General features: G+C 47.0%; 16 protein-coding genes. 8 read left to right on the top strand and 8 right to left on the bottom strand.

What is annotated here, in order from left to right:
- Window positions 1-56 precede the first annotated feature (56 nt).
- Window positions 57-845 (top strand): TIM barrel protein, encoded by a 789-nt coding sequence (locus tag VSQ62_RS06670; protein ID WP_334633882.1) that lies wholly within the window; start codon window positions 57-59, stop codon window positions 843-845.
- Window positions 846-849: 4 nt separating this feature from the next.
- On the opposite strand, the gene VSQ62_RS06665 is transcribed toward VSQ62_RS06670, so the two are convergent.
- The 5 genes from VSQ62_RS06665 to VSQ62_RS06645 form a co-directional block, all read right to left on the bottom strand.
- Entirely contained in the window at window positions 850-1,623 is a 774-nt protein-coding gene (locus tag VSQ62_RS06665; protein WP_502957721.1) for a M15 family metallopeptidase, read from the bottom strand.
- A gap of 120 nt (window positions 1,624-1,743) precedes the next feature.
- Complete coding sequence (locus VSQ62_RS06660; protein WP_502957720.1) at window positions 1,744-2,874, bottom strand: sensor histidine kinase; 1,131 nt, start codon at window positions 2,872-2,874, stop codon at window positions 1,744-1,746.
- Window positions 2,852-3,559 (bottom strand): VanR-ABDEGLN family response regulator transcription factor, encoded by a 708-nt coding sequence (gene vanR / locus VSQ62_RS06655; protein WP_334633878.1) that lies wholly within the window; start codon window positions 3,557-3,559, stop codon window positions 2,852-2,854. Before vanR ends, VSQ62_RS06660 begins: the two co-directional genes overlap by 23 nt.
- A 126-nt stretch (window positions 3,560-3,685) precedes the next feature.
- Window positions 3,686-5,953, bottom strand: a complete 2,268-nt coding sequence (locus VSQ62_RS06650; RefSeq protein WP_334633876.1) for an alpha-galactosidase — start codon at window positions 5,951-5,953, stop codon at window positions 3,686-3,688.
- A gap of 54 nt (window positions 5,954-6,007) precedes the next feature.
- Window positions 6,008-7,567 carry a PucR family transcriptional regulator gene (locus tag VSQ62_RS06645; protein ID WP_334633874.1) on the bottom strand — a complete coding sequence of 520 codons (1,560 nt, stop codon included), beginning with the start codon at window positions 7,565-7,567 and terminating at the stop codon, window positions 6,008-6,010.
- Window positions 7,568-7,741: 174 nt separating this feature from the next.
- Here VSQ62_RS06645 and VSQ62_RS06640 point away from each other — a divergent pair, with 174 nt between their 5' ends.
- Window positions 7,742-8,497, top strand: coding sequence for an SDR family NAD(P)-dependent oxidoreductase (locus VSQ62_RS06640; protein WP_334633873.1), 756 nt, complete (start codon window positions 7,742-7,744; stop codon window positions 8,495-8,497).
- A 22-nt stretch (window positions 8,498-8,519) separates the two neighbouring features.
- A complete protein-coding gene (locus tag VSQ62_RS06635) occupies window positions 8,520-11,333 on the top strand; it encodes an oxidoreductase (RefSeq protein ID WP_334633871.1) in 2,814 nt (937 codons plus the stop codon).
- Window positions 11,334-11,487: 154 nt separating this feature from the next.
- On the opposite strand, the gene VSQ62_RS06630 is transcribed toward VSQ62_RS06635, so the two are convergent.
- Both VSQ62_RS06630 and VSQ62_RS06625 read right to left on the bottom strand, forming a co-directional pair.
- Window positions 11,488-12,198: a pentapeptide repeat-containing protein gene (locus tag VSQ62_RS06630; RefSeq protein ID WP_334633870.1), complete on the bottom strand. Its 711-nt coding sequence runs from the start codon at window positions 12,196-12,198 to the stop codon at window positions 11,488-11,490.
- A 201-nt stretch (window positions 12,199-12,399) separates the two neighbouring features.
- Window positions 12,400-12,729: a winged helix-turn-helix transcriptional regulator gene (locus VSQ62_RS06625; protein WP_334633869.1), complete on the bottom strand. Its 330-nt coding sequence runs from the start codon at window positions 12,727-12,729 to the stop codon at window positions 12,400-12,402.
- 202 nt (window positions 12,730-12,931) lie between these two features.
- On the opposite strand from VSQ62_RS06625, the gene VSQ62_RS06620 reads away from it, so the two are divergent.
- The 5 genes from VSQ62_RS06620 (at window position 12,932) to VSQ62_RS06600 (ending at window position 19,942) form a co-directional block, all read left to right on the top strand.
- Complete coding sequence (locus VSQ62_RS06620; protein ID WP_334633868.1) at window positions 12,932-13,831, top strand: radical SAM protein; 900 nt, start codon at window positions 12,932-12,934, stop codon at window positions 13,829-13,831.
- Between the two features lie 1,069 nt (window positions 13,832-14,900).
- The gene (locus VSQ62_RS06615; RefSeq protein ID WP_334633866.1) at window positions 14,901-17,288 is read left to right on the top strand and encodes an ABC transporter permease; all 2,388 of its coding nucleotides are present in this window, start codon (window positions 14,901-14,903) and stop codon (window positions 17,286-17,288) included.
- Between the two features lie 18 nt (window positions 17,289-17,306).
- On the top strand, window positions 17,307-18,065 hold the full coding sequence (locus VSQ62_RS06610; protein ID WP_334633864.1) for an ABC transporter ATP-binding protein: 759 nt from the start codon (window positions 17,307-17,309) through the stop codon (window positions 18,063-18,065).
- Window position 18,066: 1 nt separating this feature from the next.
- The gene (locus tag VSQ62_RS06605) at window positions 18,067-18,732 is read left to right on the top strand and encodes a response regulator transcription factor (protein WP_334633863.1); all 666 of its coding nucleotides are present in this window, start codon (window positions 18,067-18,069) and stop codon (window positions 18,730-18,732) included.
- A complete protein-coding gene (locus tag VSQ62_RS06600) occupies window positions 18,719-19,942 on the top strand; it encodes a sensor histidine kinase (RefSeq protein ID WP_334633861.1) in 1,224 nt (407 codons plus the stop codon). Before VSQ62_RS06605 ends, VSQ62_RS06600 begins: the two co-directional genes overlap by 14 nt.
- A 458-nt stretch (window positions 19,943-20,400) precedes the next feature.
- Here the strand turns inward: VSQ62_RS06600 and VSQ62_RS06595 are convergent, their stop codons facing one another.
- Window positions 20,401-20,673, bottom strand: a complete 273-nt coding sequence (locus VSQ62_RS06595; protein WP_125128212.1) for a hypothetical protein — start codon at window positions 20,671-20,673, stop codon at window positions 20,401-20,403.
- Between the last annotated feature and the right edge of the window lie 41 nt (window positions 20,674-20,714).

The raw sequence follows: 20,714 nt of genomic DNA, 5'->3' as shown, positions 1-20,714 counted from the left end.
ATGTTACAAATGTTGCAAAAAATGAAGACCAGTTAAAATCTCGGAGGTAGAATAAGATGAGTCTTAGAAAATGCGCATGTATTGATACTCTATACACTGAACTGGAATGGAAAGACCGATTCCAGGCCGCCAAGGATGACGGCTTTGCCGCCGTGGAATTCTGGGACTGGAGAATCCGCGATCTTAAGGAGACGCGGGAAGCCGCCGAGGCTGCCGGTATCCTCATCAGCGGCTTCAACGGAGACGCCGACTACTCGCTGATTGACCCGGCCCATAAAGGAAGATACCTGGAAGAACTGAAGAGATCCATCGAAGCCGCCAAAACCGTCAATGCCAGAAGCGTCACCATCCATTCCAACGCACTTGGCGAAGGTGGCATCGTAGTGAACTCCTACGATGATATTTCCGATACCGTGAAGCTCTGCTCCATGTACGACACACTGCTTGCCTGCGCAAGGCTGGCAGAGCAGGCAGAGATCAACATGAACCTGGAAGCTCTGAACGTCACCACCGATCACGTTGGAAATTTCCTGAAATACACCCAGACCGGTGCGGAGATCTGCCGTTTGATCGATTCCCCCAGGCTCAAATTATTGTATGACATATATCACATGCAGATCAACGAAGGCTGTATCTGCGATACCATCAGCAACTATGGAGACCAATTTGGCCACATCCACGTGGCCGATGCGCCGGGCCGACACGAACCAGGCACCGGAGAGATCAATTATAAGAAGGTTCTCCGCCATCTGGAGGCGCGCGGATACCGCGGACTTGTGGGATATGAATTGTTCCCGCTGACCGATACCAGACATGCGGTGCAGGCGATCATGGAGAATTGTTAAATTCTTAAAGAGCGTTTTCAAGATATTCTTCCAGACAAATTCCCCGCTCATACATCTCTGCCGCTGCCTCCGTCCCCACATAACGGTAATGCCAGACTTCCTCTGCCACGCCGGTAAGCTGTGTTTTATTCCCGGGATATCGGAAAATAAATCCGTATTTATAGCTGTTCTCCTGAAGCCATGAATACACATCGTAGGTCTCTCCGTTGATATCTACCGCAAGACCTAACTGATGTTCACTGTATCCCGGTACCGCAACCCACTGTTCTGCCAGCTTCTTTGCCTCGCTGTCCGGATATCCTTCTTTTTCATATTCCATGATCTTCTCACCATAAAGGCTTTGCTGCTTCTCAGGTGTCCGATAACCGGACACCACAAGCGGCAACTGTCCCCCGTTTCCTTCTCTCGCAGCATCCAGCATTTCCGTCAACGGAGCGTAGATACGTTCGTCTACCTGTTCGCCGCCCTGTACTTCTGCCAGCTTTGGTCTGTAGTCTTTTGGAATGTGATTTTTATTATTTACCAGGATCAGATTCCATGGTGTATCACCGCCCTTCCCATCCTGCTCATCATGGTTTACATTCCTTATCTGCCTGTCGTTCAAAAATAACTCTCTTCCCAGTTCAGCGTTACTTTTCCTGGCAAAGCCAATAATTATCATAAAAGAGAGCAAAACCACAACAACAATGCTAACTGTCTGTATCATCCCTGTTCTCTTGCGCCTGCGGCCACGATGTATATTTCTTCTGCCCTTTTTCTGATTATACTTTCCTGTCATAATAAAGCTCCTTTCTGTCTGTAAAAGTAATGCCCTTGTTCAATATCAATTGTACTGAACAAAGGCATCTCGAACTTTAATATGAAGTTGTTTCATTCCTAAGAAGATCCTAAGAAAATCCTAAGGCAGACAAACCATGACCGTAACCGTGTCGCCTTCGCTGGCAGCGCGGACAGACCCGCCATGCAGGACGGCAATCTCCTTTGCGATCGCCAGACCAAGGCCCGTGCCTCCGGTATCCGTAACACGCGCCTTATCCAGACGATAGAATTTATCAAAGAGGGAAGATAATTTTTCCTCCGGAATATGATTCCCTTCGTTCCGGAACGCGATCATGACCTGTCCGTCTGTTTCTCTGGCAGAGATAACAATCTCTGTACCGGGATAACTATATGCAGCCGCATTTCTCAAAATATTGCTGAATACCCTCACGATCTGATCCGGATCGGCATAAATCATCTGATCCTCATCAACCTCTAACACAACCGAATTCCCATGCTGTGCAAAGACGGGAGACATCTCATCGGATAGCTGTACCAGCATGTAATATAGATCGATCGGTTCTCTGGACAGCTTGATCTGCCTGGAATTATAGCGGGTGATCTCAAAGAATTCATTGATCATCTCTTCTAAACGATACGCTTTATCCAATGTTATATGAACATTTTTGGCACGCTGATCCGCAGGCATGTCCGGTTCCTCGTCGAGAAGGTTCAGGTAGCCGATCACGGAAGTAAGCGGAGTACGGATATCGTGGGCAAGATACATGACCAATTCGTCCTTCCGCTGTTCTGCAAATATGGTTTCCTGTCTCTGCTTCTCTAACGTCTGCTTCACTGCATTCAATTTACGTTCGAAGGGGAACATCTCTGCTGATAAATGTATCTGCCCGGCATCTTCCGCAAGTAAGGCATCAATACCCTGATTGATCTCCTGAAAATAGCGGCTCATCCAGCGGAATAAGAAGTAAAGCAACACAACGAAAATCAATAAAATTGCCGCAGCGAAAAAGATCTCTTTGCAACTTCTAAAATAATAATGATATATGAGAAATGCCTGTTCTTCTTCCATTCTCATAAAATATTCCAAGAACCACACGATCAAATTGCCGCCCCGCTGTTTCCACAGAAACAGGTATAATACGATCACCGCTGCGACGGAAATCACAGCGTTCACGCAAAACCGCAGCATGATCTTCATCTGAAATTCTAAATATTCGTTTCTGACGCTATCCTTCAATTTTATACCCAACTCCCCATATGGTTTTTATATATTTAGGCTTGCTTAAAGTGTCATTCATCTTCTCACGCAGATGACGGATATGAACCGTAATCGTGTTATTTGATTTGGTGTAATACTCATCCTGCCAGATCTGATGGAACAATTCTTCTGCACTGATCACACACCCTTTATTTTCCAACAGGATACGCAAAATAGAGAATTCCGTAGGAGTTAATACCAGCGGTTTATCATTCAGAAAGCATTCATGTGTATCTAACCTCATCATCAAACCGGAATGCGAGAGCATATGCTCTTCCTTCTCCGCTTCTCCTGAATGCGCCGGATTATATTTCTTGTAGCGCCGCAGTTGGGACTTGACCCTTGCTACCAGTTCAAGCGGACGAAACGGCTTCGTGATATAATCGTCTGCCCCAAGGGTAAGCCCCGTGATCTTATCCGTCTCTTCATCCTTGGCTGTCAGCATAATGATCGGATACGTATGTTTGGAACGAATCTTCTGGCACAAAGTAAATCCGTCTGTCTCCGGCAGCATAATATCCAAAATAGCAAGATCAAGCTCGGTTGTGTTGATACATTCGAGGGCTTCTGCGGCAGAATAGAACTTAAAAACAGTAAAATTCTCATTGCTTAAATAGACTTCTATCAGGTCGGCGATCTCGGCTTCATCATCAACGATCAATATTCTGTCAGACATAGGATTCTATTCCTTTCTGCGGGTTATCCTTAAAATTATAATACCCTGTTCGACAAATTATATCAAACAGGGCTGTTACATACTTTAATATACGATTATTTAATTCTTAAGATAATCCTAAGGCGATCACTTAGCCTGCAGATGGATCATCATCCCCATATAATCACCGCTTAAGCGGTCCATCCAGTACCCCGCGTTCATCAGCGCCGATCCGGTCAGGTTGAGCGCCGCATAAGTCTTCTCCGTACCATCCGCTCCTTCCCGGTGCACGTCCTCATTCCTGACCTCTGCGGAAACGGAGATAACCTTCGTCTCATATACGGTTTCTTCCTGCAGTCCTTTCAGCCTAAGCCTTCTCGCCGCCCCGAAATACCCCGGCAGCGCATGTATCTGGATATAAGTCAGAAGCGCCTCCTTCTTATCCTTAGACACGACCATCCAGCACGCATAATCCGGATTGCCCAGTGAATCTTCTATCCGGTAGAGGTCTCCGTCCTTCACAAGCCCGTGGTATTTATGATAGAGATCTACCTGCTTACGGATAACCGCTTTCTCATCCTCGCTCATCCGCGCAATATCCAGCTCGTACCCGAATGTCCCTGCCATAGCGACATACCCCCGCGTCTCAAGTGAAGTGATCCTGCCGGTCTGATGATTGGGCACCGCACTTACATGGGCGCCGATCGTTGAGAGCGGATAACACATAGAAGCGCCCATCTCAATCTTGATCCGTTCTATGGCGTCCGAGTCGTCCGATCCCCAGATCTGCGGGCTATAGTAGAGTACGCCCGGATCAAACCGGGAACCTCCCGCGGAACAGTTCTCCAGCAGAAGTGATGGGAAATCATCCCGAAGCCTCCCCATGATCTCATATACCCCCAGAACATATCTGTGGCACAGCTCCCCCTGCCGGTCTGCCGGAAGCGCCGCCGACGCCGTCTCCGTCAGGGTACGGTTCATATCCCACTTGATATACTCCACATTCGCGCCGGATAATACCTGATGGATCATACCGTAGATATGATCCCGCACTTCCTTCCTGGACCAATCCAGCACATATTGATGGCGGAACAAGGAGCGGTGTCTCCCCGGAATCTGGATCGCCCAATCCGGATGCGCCCGAAACAGCTCTGAATCCGGGCTTACCATCTCCGGCTCGATCCACAGCCCGAACTTCATCCCGAGATGATTGATCTCCTTCGCGAGACGTCCGATCCCTCCCGGCACCTTCTCTTCATTGACAAACCAGTCTCCTAACCCTCTTCTCTCATCATTCCTGTTCCCAAACCAACCGTCGTCCAGTACAAATAATTCAATCCCGCACTTCGCCGCCTCAGCCGCAATCTCGGTCAGCTTCTTTACGGTGAAATCAAAATACGTCGCCTCCCAGTTATTTACAAGGATCGGTCTTAAGGTATCCGGATAGACATCACGGATCAGATGCCTTCTGTACAGATCATGGAAGGTCCGGCTCATCTTCCCAAGCCCCTGGTCAGAATATACCATCACCACCTCCGGCGCCGTGAAGCTCTCTCCCTGTCCAAGCTTCCAGCTGAAATTAACCGGATTGATCCCCATCACGATCCGTGAGCCGCGGAAATGATGCCCCTCCGCAACTCCGAGAAAATTCCCTGAATATACCAGGTTCATGGCGAATACTTCCCCGGTATCTTCCGTCACATCCGAAGAGATCACTGCCAGAAACGGGTTGTCCGTCGGCCCAGACTCGCCCCGGGTACTTCCCGTCGTGACCTTCCCCTGGCGCAGCGGCGTACGAACCGGCCCGCATTCCCTCTCCCAGCTTCCATGAAGCGTCAGCACATCGAAGTTCTGATGGTCGAATTCCAGACAGCCAGACATTGCCCGCTTGAGATAGACAGCCTTCTCGTCTTCGTTCGTAATAAGCGCCGCGCGCGTGATCACATTCAGATGCTCGAAGACCGTATAGAGAAGCGTCACTTTAAGCTTCAGCACTTTATCCCTGCATACCAGTTCCAGCGTATTACAGTCGCCGTCCTCCCTCTCGAAGGTTGACGGCAATCCATTCAGATGCGTTTTCCCCGGATAGATCTTATGGGATTCATAACGAAGGTCACATGCATGGTACCCGTCAGCGGTTTCTACCTCAAGGCAATGTTCACGGTAATCCCCGCAGCCATAAGTCGGATATTCGAAGGGGACCGCATCCATGATCCGTCCCGCCTGCCCCGGCAGCACCGAAGGACGTACCTGATACAGCGGCCCATACAGATAGTTAACATCTGAATCTATGATCTTCTTCCCATAATATAAATGTGAGACAAACTTGTCCTCGTCAAAAATACCGATAATGTAACTGGTATCCAAAGCATCCAGTTTAAAAATCCCCGCCTGTTCGTTGAATAAAATACTCATAAGAATCTCCTCCTCTCTTTCTCCATTAAAACTACCGCATCCTTCCTCCATTTGTCAAGAATCTCTTCTGATAAAATGGTCAATCCGATAAGATATCTCCAATAGAAAACGTACATTACTGTTATTCAATTCTACATGCGTCAGATTCCGGATACATTCCAGCCGATACGTCAGGGAATTGCGATGGATGTATAAGCTCTGCGCAGCCTCTTTGATACTGCAGTTACATGCCAGGTAGATTTCCAGGGTATGATATAGATCCGTTCCGGCAGCATGGTCATAGCGTCTCAGAAGCCCCAAAGCCGGATGGCAGTATAATCCAAGCCGCTCCCGTTCTCTTGTAGAATCAAGCAGATCGTAAAAAGCATAATCCGAATAGAAGCTTACCTTCTCTTTTGGACATAGCTTAGACGCAAGCTCCAGAGCCCGAAAAGCCTGCGCGTACCGTGCGGCAAAATTCTCAACCCGGAAAAAAAGATTAGAAACACCGATCCGCAGATATTCTTTTGCCGCAAGATCTTCCAATGCTTCTGTCATCTCAAGAGACAAGCCAGGGGCATCTGCAAGTGGAACTAACGCGGCAATACCATTCTCATGGAATGTAAAACGCGTATCCGGCTGAATTCGTACCAACTCGCGCGCCACATCTTCTTTCAAATGCTTCTGCCCCAAATAACGGCTCTGCTGAATGCTGAGGGCGCACAGATGCATAGAAAACTGAAGTTCCGCAATAGCCGGGGCGATTTCTTCCGGAGGCGCGCCGATCAACAGATCATAAAGCAATTTCTGGTAGATTGTATTTCCCGGAACCAGATAGGGCGCATAGCGGGAAATCGCATCGCCTGCCGCCGAACTGATAACCGGTAACAACTGCAAATGCATAGAAGAAATAGGCGTCTCTTTCTCAAGCATCAGAACAATTCCTACAAAATTCCCCCGTATGAATATCTTACTGGACAGTTTCCGAAGCGGGGACGCATAGCAGGTAACCACCACCGGATCCGAGGTCCTGGCTGCGTTCTTCACAGCCTCGATCTCCTGCACGGCACTCACAAACTCATAGGTACAATACCCCAGCCGGATATTCTCTGCCCAGAGAGGATCATCAATTGTAAAAATCGTAGAATGTGCCAGTATCTTAAAATCAGCATCCAAAAGGATCAGCGAGTTCCCAAGCTTAGCCGCCGCCAGATTGATCACCGGCTCCATACTGCGGGAATGCGCCGCACAATCCATCATCTCTCCATAGAATCCCCGGCCGCGGGATTCATCCAACAGAACCTTCGCCGCATTAAACACCTGAAAAAGTTCTTTGGCGTCTACCAGGGCAAGGCTTGTATTCCCGGCCCAAAGAGGAGCCGGCGCCGTATTCTTCTCCGAAAAGGAGTCCAGACCGTCTATATCCCATACCAGCACACACTGTGAAGGCAGATTAAGGTTCGCCGTATTCTTTTTCAAAAAAGAAGCATAGCCAAAATAAAGGGTGTTGTTGTCAAATTCTATTTGTGTACCGTCAATAAACGCTACATTGTCCAGATTAAAGATATCCTTAGAATATATGATCTCGGCGAACGCCCCTGCGGAAACTTGATTCATCAGGGTTGTAAACAGCATAAAATCACCTCATAATCTTCTGCATTTCCTTTCACAAATAGTATAGTGCACGGTGCACAAATTGTCAATTTGGATTCGGTTAGCACAACCATTTTCATTTATCTTCATTCTGATTATAATAAGTGCATGATAAAGAACTGAATGACTTTAGAACCAAAAAAGGAGCGAATGAATATGAGATTTGAGAACAAGGTTGCAATCATAACAGGATCAACAAAAGGTATTGGAAGAGCTACCGCCATTTTGATGGCGCAAGAAGGCGCCAAAGTAGTTATCACAGGCACAACAGAGGAAGCCGGCAGCGAGGTTGTGTCCATAATCAAAGAAGCCGGCGGAGACGCATTTTTCCAGAAAACAGACGTTACCTCCGCAGAAGCGCTTGATGCACTGGTGAAGGCTGCATTGGATCACTATGGGAAGATAGATATCCTGGTAAATAATGCCGGTATAGGCGGCAGCCTGGCAAATATGAACCAGATTACCGACGCCGAATGGGACAAGGTGCTCGCCACCAACCTGACTGCCGCATTCCAGATCATGAAGCTTGTGATTCCTGTTATGGAAAATAACGGCGGCGGCACCATCGTCAATGTAGCTTCCATGGCCTCTACGGCGGCAGGCCGGGGCGGGATTGCCTATACAACCGCAAAGCATGGATTCTTAGGACTGACCCGTCAGATTTCCCTGGATCACGGGCATACAGGCATCCGGATCAACGCGGTTCTGCCAGGACCAATCAACACCCAGATGATCGCAAGGATCCTGGAGATGCCGCAGCATCCGCTGAATATGAAGATTAAGATGAGTCCTTCCGGACGTCCGGGAGAACCCGAAGAAGTAGCAAAAGCCATTGCCTTCCTTGCCAGTGATGAATCCAGTTATATTCATGGCGCCTCATTAGCAGTGGACGGCGGTTATTCGATTTTCTAACCAGATGAAAAGGAGTATTATTATGTATGATAGATTATTTACAGAAGGTAAGATTGGCTGCGTGACCCTGAAAAATCGTCTTGTCATGTCTCCTATGGGCATTGGGCTGGCGAATCTGGACGGCACGCCCAGCGAAGATATGATCGCTTATTATGAAGCCCGCGCCATAGGCGGTGCAGGACTTATCATCCCGGAAATCACCAGAGTCAATGATGTACACGGACCAGGTCTTATGCGCCAGTTATCCGTTACCCAGGACAGGCATATTGAACCCTTAAGCCGCCTGGCTTATGCAGTACACAGACACGGCAGCAAGATCTTTATCCAGCTCCATCATCCGGGCAGGGAGACAGTTACCGCTCTTCTTGGAGGCGCACCGGTAGTCTCTGCTTCAGATATCCCTTGTAAATACTTACAGCAGCCCACAAGAGCGCTCTCCACAGACGAAGTCAGGGAACTGATCGGCCAGTTCATAAGCGGAGCCATCCGGGTACAAAAAGCAGGCTGTGACGGTGTGGAGCTGCATTGCGCCCACGGCTATCTGCTGCAGCAGTTTTTATCCCCTTATACCAATAAGCGGACCGATGAATACGGGGGAAACTTTGAGAACCGTCTCCGCATGGTCAATGAGATCATCGCAGGCATCCGCGCCGCCTGCGGACCCGAATTCCCTGTCGGCGTTCGTCTGTCGGTTGACGAATTCCTGGATAAGACCGGCGTTACGGAAGAATACATCCACATTCAGGACGGCGTGAAAATCGCCATGGCTCTTGAAGCTTCGGGAATTGATTTCATAGATGTATCTGTGGGGATGTACGAAACCGGTATGACCTGTGTAGAGCCGATTTCCTTCCCACAGGGCTGGCGCCGCGATCTAATCAAGGCAGTGAAGGATCATGTGAAGATCCCGGTGATCGGCGTATCCTCCATCCGTGAACCCGCCGTGGCTGATAAGTTCCTGGAAGACGGAGTGGAAGATTTCGTATCCATGGGCCGAAGCTGGCTTGCCGATGAAGAATGGGGCAAAAAGGTTCAGGAAGGCAGAGAGCATGAACTGTGCAAATGTATCAACTGTCTGCGCTGCTTTGAGAGTTTAAATGAATATAACGCTGCCGGACTGCCTGCAGAGTGCGCGCTGAATCCGCGTCTCGCCAGAGAGAGGAAATACGGAGACCTGGCCCATGATCCTGCCCGTCACTCTGTCGCCGTTGTGGGCGGCGGTCCCAGCGGTCTGATGGCTGCCAAGACATTAGCCGAACGCGGCTGCCGTGTAACTCTTCTTGAACAGGGAGATACTCTTGGCGGAACGATCAATCAGGCAAAGATGCCGCCCCATAAGGAACGGATGGAATGGATCATGGATTATTACAAGGCCGCTTTTGACAAACTGGGCGTGGAAGTCCGGCTCAATACTGCCGCGACGGCAGATATGCTCTTTGACCTGAAACCAGACGCAGTCATAGTCGGTACCGGCTCCAAACCGGTGATTCCTTCCCGCATTCCAGGAGTCCAAAAGCCCCATGTTTACAGCATTCCTCAGATCTTGACAGGCGAAACGGACCTCTCCGGCAAGAAGGTGGTTATTATCGGCGCCGGCATGACCGGTATCGAGACTGCAGAGTATCTGGCTGTCCGTAAGTGCAGTGTAACGATTGCCGATATCCTGGATCAAGTGGCTCCCACCGCTAACCATACCAATGTAGGGGACGTATGCGGCCGTCTGGCAAAGCACGATACCAGATTCCTGCTGGGCCACGCTCTGAAGGAAATACGGGAAGATTCCGTGATATTAGAAAAACAGGCGGATCATACAGAAGTTACGATTCTTGCCGACGCAGTAATTCTGTCTATGGGATATCGTCCGGATACGTCCCTGGTTGATGAGCTGAATGCAAAGGGTATTCCGGCGGTTGCGGTAGGAAGCGCAGTCAAGGACGGCACCATCGCCCCGGCCACCAGGAGCGGCTATGAAGCAGCCCGTGCACTCTTTACCGAGAAGAAGAAAGAGACCGCATTCTATACACCCAAGTCCGATATCCCCAACTTCGGCAAGGTCTCTCTTATGGATGAACAAGAAGGCTTGTATCTGGCTTATCTGACGGACCCGCAGGCGATTGCCCGGATATTGCCTCCGCCGTTGAAACCGTTCTCCATGCCGGTTGTTACTCTCTCTGTCTGCCATATACACAAACCGACCTTCGCAGACGATTATTATGAGGCAATCCTGGGCGTATACGCAACCTATGGGAAATCTCTTGGATTATATCCGGTGGGATTGGTTCTTGGCGGACCGGGCGCTGAGATGGCTGTCCAATGCGGACGCGACAACGGCTCTATCCCAAAGAAACTGGGAGCAGAATTTGTAATCCGCAGAAATGATAATACGGTAACAGCAGGCGTTACCCGCCGCGGAACCCAGTTGGTTGACATCCATATGGAATTAGGGCAGTATAACAGTCCGCTCACCCATGCCCTGTACCAGAATCCCGGAAACGGAAAGCAGGTATTTGGCGGCGGCTTCTACTTCCATTTCGACCGGATGCCTGACGAAAATGGAGTTTCTCATTTCGTCAACGGGGCCCTACTGCAGAATCTATGTGAATATAACTACCAGTCCTGGGAGCCTGGCACAGCCTCTCTGACACTGAATTCTTCTCTGGACGATCCGTGGGCAGAACTGCCGATCAACACTATTGTGGGCGGCGCGTATTCCAGGAACAGTCTGTTGGTGCATAAGCTGAATCTGGTAGAGAAGTTAGACGCAGAAGAAATCGTGCCGTATCTGCTGACCGGACGGTATGACCGGACCGCATTCATGGAGACCGGACGGATATAGGCATAAGTCAGAAGGCAGCAGGGAAATGATTATATATGAGTACAAATATCATTTCCCTGCTGCCAAACGCCAGCTTCTCTTCTTCACGGAGCACTTCAAGATTCACCATCGCTTTTTCACACTCCTTAGCCTGTCATATTTTCTCCATTCGTTATCACCCCAGATACGCAATCGCGGCTTCCCGGTCCATCCAGATATGGATTCCGCCCCCGGATTCTGTAAAACGATCCGTCTCATAGCTTTCGGCCCTCACCCACTCTCCCGTCCGATACCAGAAATTCTCATCCACATAGGAATGGGCTTCCGTAAAACTCTGGGAATAGTCCTCGGTTCTTATCGAGAGCACCTTCGCCTTATCCACCCGTATCTCATATGTAGTTCCCTGCAGCCGCCGCGCATCCGCAGGTATCAACAACTGCACGATTCGCCTCCCAAAGCACACCTTCCACCCGATAAACGCCCCGCTCATCGGACACCGCGGCTCATAGAACTTCGTACGCTCATCCGCGGTTACTCCCCTAAGCGCCGCTCCATGAAGCGCCGCCGCAAAGATATCCGCACCGGATATATCAGCACCGGTCATATCGCAATATCTGAAATCTGCAGAATGCAAAAAAGCATCTTGCAGAATCGTCCCCCTAAGGCTTGAGCCTTGAAAAAATGCATTCGACGCAGAACAGCCCGACAGATCCGCGCCGTTAAGCCTTACATTCCGGAAATCACTTTTATCAAAATTAATTCCCCGCAGATTCCAGCCTGACAGATCCAGATCCTCAAAAAGACAGCCCGACAGATCAAGCGGCTCTCCCTCTCTTCTCTCAGAAATGATCCTCTCCAATTCTTCTGCACTGATCTTCCTTAACATCCAGCCACCTCTTCTTTCTTCATTGCGATTATCTAAACTGTACATTATACGGTCGCATCCGCACCATGCGGATGTCACAATACACTTATTCTACCCCGCTCCTTACTTCAATGCAAGACTTCTGTTATTTTTTATCATACACAAAATAGTATAGATTGCAACTTTGGAAAAAGAAAATAAATATCCCTTAGGATATTTTTCTTACTCGCTGAGGTTTTCATCTCCCCATTGTTTCATGTGTTCAAAAACAGGAATGAAGCTTTTGCCTAAGTCAGTAAGGTTATACTCCACACGGGGAGGGATTTCTTTGTAGTCATAACGGGTAATGAAACCGTCCGCTTCCAGTTCCCGAAGCTGCTTTGTCAGGCTTGATTCCGTAATGTCGCCGATATGCCTGCGAAGCTCTCCAAAGCGGTGTATATCCCGAAAGGCGATGTAATAGATAATTTCGATTTTCCATTTACCGCCTAAGATTTTTTGTATGGTAGAAATTGTTTTGCAGCGTTCAACAGCCAATGTACTTTTTTTCATTCCTGCCACTCCTTTCAAAGACAGTATAACACACCTTTTCTGAAAAACCAATGTACATTCACAAATTATGTACTACAAAAAAGTACAGTACTTGTAAAATCATTGTTCACAAGTATAATTAGTATAAACTACAGAAAACACCCTGCGGGCATACCTTTTATACACAAAAAGCAGCGCAGGAATAAGGAAAGGAGATGTGTTTATGCACTACACAGGAACGATTTGGCGACCGCCGTATGAAGCGGCATCAATTTTGTTAGAAGTAACGGCAGGCTGTACGCATCATAAATGCAAGTTTTGTACTTTATATAATGACTTGCCGTTCAAATTCAGAATGTCCCCTCTGGAGGATATTGAGAATGATTTACAGGAGGTTAAAAGAGCAACGAAAGGTTGGAACAACGAGCGTATTGACCGAGTGTTTTTGACGGGAGCTAACCCTTTTGTTTTGTCTTATGACAAATTAACTGCGATTGCAGAGCTAATCCACAAGTATATCCCGTCCGTAAAGTCTATCGGTTCGTTTGCAAGGATTACTGATGTTACCACGAAAACCAATGAAGAACTTACCAAACTGCGGTCTATGGGATATGACGGTCTGACAATAGGAATAGAAACGGGCGATGATGAAGCCCTGCGGTTTATGAATAAGGGATATACCTCTGCTGACATCATAGAGCAATGCCAGAGATTAGATGCAGCAGGCATTCATTACAGTTTCTTTTACTTGGTAAGTATTTCTGGAGCAGGTCGTGGAGAAATCGGCGCAAAATTGACGGCTGATATATGCAACCAGATACACCCTACGCTCATCGGAGCAAATATGCTTACGATTTATCCCAATTCAGAGCTTTATACGGAAATACAGCATGGAAACTGGCATGATGAGGGCGAACTTGAAAAATACAAAGAGCTACGGACACTCATTGAAAATTTGCGGATACCTACCATCTTTGCGGCAATGGGAGCTTCCAATGCGTACCAGTTTCATGGGAAATTGCCGAAAGACAAGAAAAAGCTGCTGGCATTTCTTGATGAAATCATAGGAAATGTCAGCGAAGAAGAGTTACAGCGGTATAGAAAAAGCGTTCATCATCTGTAAGTGAAGCGCCCTGCGGGTATACCTATATGCGAAAATTTTGTAGCCTCTATAAAAACGAGTACAGGTGGAATTTTTTTCAATTTCAGCACATTTACCAACACTTTCTAAAAGCCTATTAACTTGAAATCAGTAACAGTTTATGTTATATTGGAATCAGAAAAGAGTGCCGCCGGAAGACGGCTGGCTCAACAAAAATTAAGCTATAGAATAGCCGCCTAAGTTTGCGAGACCGGGGCGGCTATTTCTGTGTCTTATGATTATCGTTACGCCCGATGGCGTATCCGAGGCTAAAGCAACCAACACAAAGGCTGAGTACTGCCCTCTCCGGAGGGACTGTGACCCTCCGTTTACATAATCCGTCTTTGAGCGGAAATACTGGAAGGGAGGGCGACGCTTACGGAAAGCAGCAGAACAGGGTGCTGTTCATCCGGTATATCTGGATCAGATTTCTTCAAAATATGCGAAGAGAATAGAAACTCTTACCTCCGTGACTGATCATTCTCTGGAACCGCCTATAACATGCACAGAAGCACCTTTTTCTTTCATTTCCCGGTTCCTCTCCGGCAGAGATAACAGGGCGGCAGCACTTTTTGCTATCCTATTTAGACGTATTTCCTTTTGAAGAAGGTAGTAGATAGCGCATAAGATAAAGCAAAAAGTAAAATTGTTGAAACAAATGCTATCCCCATGCTGGTTTCGAAATGTTCAACAATAAACCACATGATTGCATTATCCGTTAGCTTTGACCAGATGCCCAAAACAAGTATGAAAAAGCACCCTTGAATATGTCTACATAATTCTATCAGTTAGCCAAAATAATTCATAATTAGGCACTTGCTATTATTCGGCTGTCCGCGTACAATTATATACTGATACAGTTTGAAGAAAGGGCTCATTGCTTGCCAACGCTTTTGCTTTTCGCTTGCCACACCTCTGATTCTCGGTTTCATAAAAGCACACAGATAATTTTCGTTATCACGATATAAATTTGATTTCCGCAAACCGATTTAAGGATTATTTAATAACTTCTATGCTACAATCGAATCACAAAGCGAAAGGAGCAATAGAAATGTATTTACAAATACTGAAAAAAGACCTTAAGCGCAAAAGGGCAATGAATGTGATATTGCTGGTATTTATTATACTCGCGTCGATGTTCATGTCCTCCGGCGTGAGCAACATCATCACTGTGACGACTGCGCTGGACAGCTATTTTGAGATGGCGGACGTACCCGATTACTGGGCGATGAGCGAAAACAAATCCTCAGACAAGGACATTTGCGGGACGCTTGAAGACGCCTCCGCGATAGATGAGTTCCGTATTGAGGAGTTTGTCTCGATGTCCCAGTCAAATATTACGCGGGTCGGCGAACCGCTTAACGCTTCCAATCTCAATCAGAAATTAGTATTACAGAGCGACAGAAATATGGGGATAAATTATTTTCTGGACGACGGAAGTATTCTTAAAAGTGTACCGAAAGGAAAAATCTATGTCTCCCATTTCACGGTGAAAAACATGGGACTTAAGGTCGGCGACAAAATTACTGTCGAAATAGAGGGCGTAAGCCACGAATTTACCTTTGCGGGCAGTTTCAAGGACGCTGTCTGCGGCACGGAATTGATAGGCATTAAAAGGTTTATCATGAACGGCGAGGAATTTGACGAATATATGTCCGACGAAACGATGAAAAATATGTACGGCGGGAAATGCTTATACATACACACCGCCAATCTTGACAAGACCCTGTCCCAGATAGCGGATATATCCGACAGCTTTACCTTTGCGAGTGGCGCGGATACACTGGGTCAAGCCTATATTTTTAACATGATAATCATGGGTCTTATCCTTGCGGTGAGCCTTATTCTTATCATCATATCCTTTGCGGTACTGCGGTTCACCATAGCCTTTACCCTCTCTGAAGAATTCCGCGAGATAGGCGTTATGAAAGCCATAGGCATACGGAACATAAAAATTCGGGGGCTGTACCTTACAAAATACTTCGCTATTTCCGCTGTCGGCGCAGCACTCGGCTTGATACTCAGCTACCCGTTCGGGAAAATGCTTATAAATTATTCCTCGGAGTCTATTATAATAGACAGCAGCAATAACGGATTTGTAAACATTGCCTGCGCGGTTCTGACAGCAGCTGTGATTCTCCTGTTCTGTCTCAGCTGCACGGGCAGGGTGAGCAAAATGTCCCCGATCGACGCTGTAAGGAATGGGCAGACGGGGGAACGCTTCTGCAAAAAGGGCGTTATGAGCCTTGGAAGATCGCGGCTTGGCACGACGGTTTTTCTTGCCGCAAACGATATTGTAAGCAGTCCCAAACGCTACGCTGTCATTACCTTTACGTTTTTTCTGTGTATGTCGCTGCTGATAATGCTTTCCAATGCCACGGCATCTCTTAAAAGCGGAAAGCTGCTGAAATATTTTGGGCAGGCGGACTGCCACGCCGTTACGGACATCGGCGATGAGGCTATGAAGTTTATGGCCGAGGACGGACATGAAAAGGTTGAAAAATATCTTGCGGACATGGAGCAGACCCTTGCGGAAAACGGTATGCCCGCGGAATGTATGACGGAGTATTTTATTTATACGACGATAAGCTACGGCGAATATGAAAGCAAGACAGCTATACTTCAGGGTACGGGAACAACAATGGATATGTATGAATACTTAGAGGGTACTCCTCCCCAAAACAGCGACGAAATTGCAGTGACAACCCTTTTGGCAAAACAGCTTAAGGCGGAGATAGGCGATACCGTTACTGTGTCCTACCCGACGGGCGAAACAGCGGAGTTCATCATAACCGCTCTGTATCAGGCAATGGTCAACCAGGGCATATCCGCAAGGGTTCATACCGACTGCGATATCAACTATATCGCAGCAAGCGGCTCTCCCAGTACGCAGATAAAATTTACCGACGACCCCGACGATGAGGAAGTATTACGCAGAATTGAAAAGATCAAGGAGCTTTACCCTAAGTTTTCAAGCGTTAAAACAGCGGGCGAAGACGTAAAGGACACCACCGGAGTCGGCGACGCCATAGACGCGGTGAAAAAAATGTCCGCCGTCCTTACGGTAATATTAGCCGCGCTTATAACCGTGCTTGTGGAGCGTTCCTTTATCGCAAAGGAGCAGGCGGAAATCGCCCTTATGAAAGCCATAGGCATCAGGAACGCAAAAATATACGGACAGCACACGTTAAGATTTTTCATTGCGGTGACGGCGGCTGTACTTCTTGCGGAGCTTTTGGGTATGCCCATTACAAAGCTTTGCTTCGATCCTATTTTCAGGACGATGGGGCTTGAAATGGGCGTAGAATATATGCAAAACCCTGTGGAGATATACGCAGTATTCCCCGTTATCGTCCTTACCGCCACAGCCGTAAGCGCGTTTTTGACCTCCTTGTACACAAGAAAAATCAAATCCTCCGATACAGCAAGCATTGAATAATGAAAGGAAGAATCTATTATGAATATTCTCGAAGTAAAAGACCTCTGCAAAACGTATATCGTAAACAAGCGGCAGAACAACGTATTGAAAAATGTAAATTTCACGATTGGCGAGGGAGAAATGGTCGCCGTTATGGGTCCGTCAGGTTCTGGAAAATCCACGCTGCTGTACGCAGTTTCGGGCATGGATAATTTTACCGCAGGAGAAGTGAGTTTCTGTGGGAAAAATATCGCAGGGATAGGAGAAAAAGAACTTGCAGCCCTGCGCCTTGACGAAATGGGTTTTATCTTTCAGCAAATGTATATGCTGAAAAACCTCACCATATTGGATAATATCATACTTCCTGCAACGCAATCCAAAAAGCAGCGTGATCCCCGCAGGAAAACGGCGCGGCGCGGCCAAGATTTCATGCGCAGGCTCGGCATTATCGACATTGCCGACAACGACATCAATGAGGTTTCGGGCGGTCAGCTCCAGCGGGCGTGCATTTGCCGCAGTATGATAAACAACCCGAAAATGATCTTTGCCGACGAGCCGACGGGGGCATTGAACCGCACTTCCTCCGACGAGGTAATGGAAGAGCTTGTAAAATTAAATTCTGAGGGAACAACAATCATGCTCGTTACCCACGATGTTAAGGTCGCGGCAAAATGTACAAGGGTCATGTACATTGTTGACGGGAACATAAAGGGAGAGTACGACTTAAGCGAATGTTCCACACAGATAAGAGAAAGGGAGCGCGCATTGAATAACTGGCTTCTGGAATTAGGGTGGTAATATGGATATTCTCATTGTTGAGGACAACAAGGAACTTGCCGATCTGCTGTGTGATTTTCTCCGTGCGGAAAATTACACGGTATCGGCGGTCCAAACAGCCGAAGAAGCCTTGCCGCTGTACGAAAGATACGGCGCAAGGCTTGTCGTGCTTGATATCATGCTGCCCGGCAGGGACGGGTTTTATGTTCTGGAAAAAATCCGTACAGAAAGCAATACGCCCGTACTGATTGTAAGTGCGAAAACGGAAAAAGAAGACAAGCTGAACGGATTGAATCTCGGTGCGGACGACTACATTGAAAAGCCCTATGATATTGATATCATGCTCGCAAAAATAAGCGGGATTTTTAAGCGGCGGTACGCTCTTGATGAAATTACTGACGGCAATATACGCATAAATAGGGCGAGCCGCACCGTTTACAAAAACGGAAAAGAGCTGGAAATGACCACGAAGGAATTTGAACTGCTCCTGCTTTTGATGGAGAATATGGGCAGGGCTTTAAGCAAGGAATACATTTTCGGGCAGGTCTGGGGCAGCGACAGCTTTTCGGAACAGCAGACACTGACAGTACACATAAAATGGCTGCGGCAGAAAATAGAGGACATCCCAAAAAGTCCCAAAAAAATAGTGACTGTATGGGGAGTGGGTTATAAATATGAAAGCGTTTAACAGAATTTTTTCGGCAGTTACAGTTGCTATAATCCTATTTTTTACTGTTGTGAATATGATTCTTGCTGCCGAAAAGACCGATGGGAGCAGGCAGTATCGGGTGGAGATAAGCCGTCTTGTCCATGAAATAGAAACGAATGGGTCTGCCGACATTTCCGAATGTGTGTATGTAACAAATGTTGAGCGATACGGAGAAAAATTTTACAGCACGGACAGCGACTATGTGATCTATGAGATAAACGGAGAACTTTACCGTTTCGATTACAATATAAACGGCTATTCCAACAAGACATATTTTATGGGAATTGTAAATGCCATTCTCGGCGTTATAGCGATTTTATTTATCGCAATTATGCTTTATATAAAATACGCGATTCTTGCGCCCTTTGAACGCCTGAGCAGTCTCCCTTACGAGTTTTCAAAAGGGAATCTCACCGCACCGGTAACAGAAACGAAAAACCGATTTTTCGGGAAGTTCCTTTGGGGAATCAATGTTCTCCGCGAAAACATCGAACAGCAAAAGCAACGGGAACTGGAAATGCAGAAAGAAAAGAAAATGCTGCTGTTATCGCTCTCTCACGATATTAAAACACCGCTCTCTGCGATAAAGCTGTACTCGGCGGCACTGTCGAAAAATTTGTATCCGGACACGGAAAAGCAGCACAAAATCGCTGAAAGCATCACCGAAAAAGCGGACGAGATCGAGGGCTATGTTTCGCAGATCATAACGGCTTCAAGAGAAGATTTCCTTAGCCTTGAAGTGGATATGGGCGAGTTTTATCTTTCGGAGCTTATTGAAAAAATCACGGGATATTACAGGGAAAAATTGGCGCTTATCAAAGCAGATTTTAACGTCGGGAAATATAAAAATTGTCTGCTTTCAGGGGATTTGAGCAGGAGCGTTGAAGTGCTGCAAAACATTATGGAAAATGCCCTCAAATACGGTGACGGCAGACGTGTGGAATTGATTTTTCCCGAAGATGACGAATGCGTCCAAATTGCGCTCAGGAATGGCGGTTGTACGCTCAGCAGGGACGATTTGCCGCATATTTTCGAGAGCTTTTGGCGCGGCGTTAATGCGGAAAACATTCGAGGCAGCGGGCTGGGACTTTACATTTGCAGACAGCTTATGCGCAAGATGAACGGCGAAATTTTTGCAGAGATCGATAATGACATCATCACTGTCACTACGGTTTTTGCAAGAGCGTGATTGATTTAGAGATGCGCAAATGCCTGTCTGAAACGACCAGTGGATGCAGCGGCCGGAAGCTTAAGGAAGTATGATTATTCTAATGCTTGGGAGCCACCAATTTAAAGCTTGAGAGCCACCCAAAATCCGTCCTGATTTTAATGCTTGGGGGCCATCTATAAGATACAAGATATAGTTGTACTGAAAATATCATGAATTGTCCAGAGTAATTTTGGAATGTTCCTGAATAAAATTAAGAAATAACAAAGCAGACCTTTGGCCAGCTATGTTGATACGAAATTCCTCGAAATCTTATTTTTCCAGCATATTCTCTTTTTGAACGAAAGAAGACAGAACCTTTGATGACCGGCTCTGCCCTCTCTTTGTCTGCTAATCGAAATCACCGAGACAATCTTTTGCATAAAACTTGAACAAAGCTTAAAATAACAGCTTCAAATTAATGGCAAATAAATTTCACCTCATTTTTTCTTTCTTACTTCATTAAAAATCTGAAGCTCGGAAAGTGCCTCCATGATGGCAAGTTCTGATATCCCTTCAACAGTGGTTCCTGTTCCAGGATTAAATAATTCTTGCTGTGCATCAGCTCTGAAATCATAAGATTTTAGTTCGGCTGTATACCATGCCAGGATTTCATCCCTTAAATTGTCTGCCAGATCAAGCAATACTCGTAGATTTCGTATTTTTTGTCGAATATCATTAGGAATGGTCGGTTCGTCTAACTTTATTTTCATTAAAAACCTCCTGATAAAAGGAATAAATGTTGTGGCATCTA

The organism is Sporofaciens sp. JLR.KK001, assembly GCF_036941055.1.
Classification (GTDB): Bacteria; Bacillota; Clostridia; order Lachnospirales; family Lachnospiraceae; genus Sporofaciens.
The sequence above is the reverse complement of the archived record's forward strand: the minus strand, read 5'-3'. Positions and strand labels throughout refer to the sequence as shown.

Coding starts and splice junctions, on each gene's coding strand:
- VSQ62_RS06670 (WP_334633882.1), top strand. CDS start 57: ATGAGTCTTAGAAAATGCGCATGTATTGATACTCTATACACTGAACTG.
- VSQ62_RS06665 (WP_502957721.1), bottom strand. CDS start 1,623: ATGACAGGAAAGTATAATCAGAAAAAGGGCAGAAGAAATATACATCGT.
- vanR (WP_334633878.1), bottom strand. CDS start 3,559: ATGTCTGACAGAATATTGATCGTTGATGATGAAGCCGAGATCGCCGAC.
- VSQ62_RS06650 (WP_334633876.1), bottom strand. CDS start 5,953: ATGAGTATTTTATTCAACGAACAGGCGGGGATTTTTAAACTGGATGCT.
- VSQ62_RS06645 (WP_334633874.1), bottom strand. CDS start 7,567: ATGCTGTTTACAACCCTGATGAATCAAGTTTCCGCAGGGGCGTTCGCC.
- VSQ62_RS06640 (WP_334633873.1), top strand. CDS start 7,742: ATGAGATTTGAGAACAAGGTTGCAATCATAACAGGATCAACAAAAGGT.
- VSQ62_RS06635 (WP_334633871.1), top strand. CDS start 8,520: ATGTATGATAGATTATTTACAGAAGGTAAGATTGGCTGCGTGACCCTG.
- VSQ62_RS06630 (WP_334633870.1), bottom strand. CDS start 12,198: ATGTTAAGGAAGATCAGTGCAGAAGAATTGGAGAGGATCATTTCTGAG.
- VSQ62_RS06625 (WP_334633869.1), bottom strand. CDS start 12,729: ATGAAAAAAAGTACATTGGCTGTTGAACGCTGCAAAACAATTTCTACC.
- VSQ62_RS06620 (WP_334633868.1), top strand. CDS start 12,932: ATGCACTACACAGGAACGATTTGGCGACCGCCGTATGAAGCGGCATCA.
- VSQ62_RS06615 (WP_334633866.1), top strand. CDS start 14,901: ATGTATTTACAAATACTGAAAAAAGACCTTAAGCGCAAAAGGGCAATG.
- VSQ62_RS06610 (WP_334633864.1), top strand. CDS start 17,307: ATGAATATTCTCGAAGTAAAAGACCTCTGCAAAACGTATATCGTAAAC.
- VSQ62_RS06605 (WP_334633863.1), top strand. CDS start 18,067: ATGGATATTCTCATTGTTGAGGACAACAAGGAACTTGCCGATCTGCTG.
- VSQ62_RS06600 (WP_334633861.1), top strand. CDS start 18,719: ATGAAAGCGTTTAACAGAATTTTTTCGGCAGTTACAGTTGCTATAATC.
- VSQ62_RS06595 (WP_125128212.1), bottom strand. CDS start 20,673: ATGAAAATAAAGTTAGACGAACCGACCATTCCTAATGATATTCGACAA.